We start from the raw sequence: 2064 nt of genomic DNA on the forward strand, positions 1-2064 counted from the left end.
TCTTGCGATGGCCATGCGGGAAACCCATCCGCAGCCGCTCACCTCTGGTGCATCTTCCATGAGTGCGGGCCATGTTGGTCGCGGTCCATGGGTGAGTAGGCCGGAGGAGTTTCACCAGCCGGCCTCTCGCAGAACGGTGCGTGAACCTCTCGATTCACACCGCTCCCATCAGGTAAACGTGTTCGTTCCGAACGCCTTCCAATGCACGAACAACCCCGGATTTTCCCGCGCCAGCTTTCGCAAGAAAAGGCTGGCGCGTGTCTTATGGGACTGAAAGCGTTTGAACTTTCTCCTGATCCAAGCCCTGAGTTTCTGATTAACGTAATCAGCCAGAGTGGACAGGGCCGAACGACTGTACCGGCCATAGTAGGCAATCCATCCCCGAAGGAGTGGATTGAGCTGTCTGGCTATTTCGGCCAGCGTCCCCGGCGTCTGCCGCGGGATGTTCAAACTCTTGATCGTTGCCCGCATCGACTTGAGCGCCGTCGGACTGACCGCAGGCGTGTAGCCACAGAAGAACTCGTCCCGCTGTGTATTCGCCACCCGTCGCGGCCGGAATTGATACCCGAGAAAGTCGAATGCGACATTCGGATACGTTCCTCGGCGCCGTTGATCCTTGCAGTAAACGATCTTGGTCTTTGTCGGATGCATCTGCAGTCCGCACGCTGCCAGCCGAGAACTCAGCTCCACCTTGAGGGCTTCAGCTTGTTGCTCGCTCTGGCAGTGAACAAGACCATCGTCGGCATATCGACACCATGGTAGGTCGGGATGCATCCGCGTCATCCACAAATCAAATGCATAGTGCATGAAGAGATTTGCGAGGCAGGGACTGACGACACCGCCTTGCGGGGTGCCGCACGTTCGCGCCAAAACCTCACCATTCTTCTCCATCGGCGCTGCGAGCCATCTTCCAATGTAGAGCAGAGCCCACTTGCATGTAACGTGCTTCCTGACCGCCTTCAGCAAGAGATCGTGTGGAAGATTGTCGAACAGTCCTTTGATGTCGAATTCCAAAACCCAGTCATACTTCCAGCACCGCTGGCGAGTCACGCCGACGGCATCCAAGGCCGACTTTCCCGGCCTGTACCCGTATGAGTCTGGAAGAAAGAGGGAGTCCAAATCCGGCTCAATCATCTGTTTGACCACCATCTGCGCGATCCGATCGCTGACCGTGGGCACACCCAAAACCCTCTCGCCTCCAGCCTTCTTTGGAATGGAGACGGCACGCACCGGTGGCGGAAAGTAGGCTCCGGACGACATCCGATTCCAAATCTTGTAGAGATTCCTCGCAAGATCTTTCTCGAACATTTCCAAAGTCTCGCCGTCCACCCCGGCTGCGCCATGGTTGGCTTTGACCGCTTTATAAGCTTCGTACACTTGCCGTTTCTCAATTCGAAACGGCTTGTCTGCCGTACTTTCCGAAGTCATCCTGTTTCCAGTTGTTTCAATCAATACGGCCACCTGATCCGACCCCTTTGCTCCGACCCCATTACAGGGTCTTCGACGCTCTTACGGATCGGTCCGCCCCAGTCTCCCGCATCGGTACTCTCGCCTTGCGGTTTGCGCCGCTTGAGCTTCTCCCTTGGCATCAGGAGCCTGGTTCCTGCAGTTCCGCGTGAAAGCCTATATCCAAATCACGCCCCCTCTACGCCGGTCGCCGCCCGCCCGGTCATCAGGCTTCTGGCGGACTGGTCCCAGGATGACGAAACGGTCCTGGTTTCGACGACACTTACGTTCATAACGACGCGTCTTCGGAGGGTTCACTTTCGTTCGTCTTTTGAACATGCACCTGCTCGGATCTCGTCCGAACGTTTCATCCGACGCTCACCACCACGGCTCTTTACCGCAGCAGCTCGGACTGGTTTGAGATCTGCTCCTGAAAGCCGATCTCGGAGGGCCGTCCTCCATCATTCACGCAGCTTTACGCTACGGTCTTAGTTCATGTCGAACTCCTTCCGCTGCTCTGCAGCACACTTTCGTCGATGAACACGAGCCGCGACGGATCAAGATCAAGTTGCTCGTCGAACCACCGCTGACGGAGTTCCAAGACGTCTGGGCGTGCTT

At 56.7% G+C, this 2064-nt stretch carries 1 protein-coding gene; it reads right to left on the minus strand.

Annotated elements, in window-relative coordinates; translation table 11 throughout:
• Positions 1-168: 168 nt before the first annotated feature.
• Positions 169-1428 carry a group II intron reverse transcriptase/maturase gene (gene ltrA / locus ACTJKM_RS36015; RefSeq protein ID WP_058328701.1) on the minus strand — a complete coding sequence of 420 codons (1260 nt, stop codon included), beginning with the start codon at positions 1426-1428 and terminating at the stop codon, positions 169-171.
• Positions 1429-2064 lie beyond the last annotated feature (636 nt).

The sequence above is a fragment of the Ensifer sp. 22460 genome, from assembly GCF_052044935.1.
In the GTDB taxonomy this organism is placed as follows: Bacteria; Pseudomonadota; Alphaproteobacteria; order Rhizobiales; family Rhizobiaceae; genus Ensifer.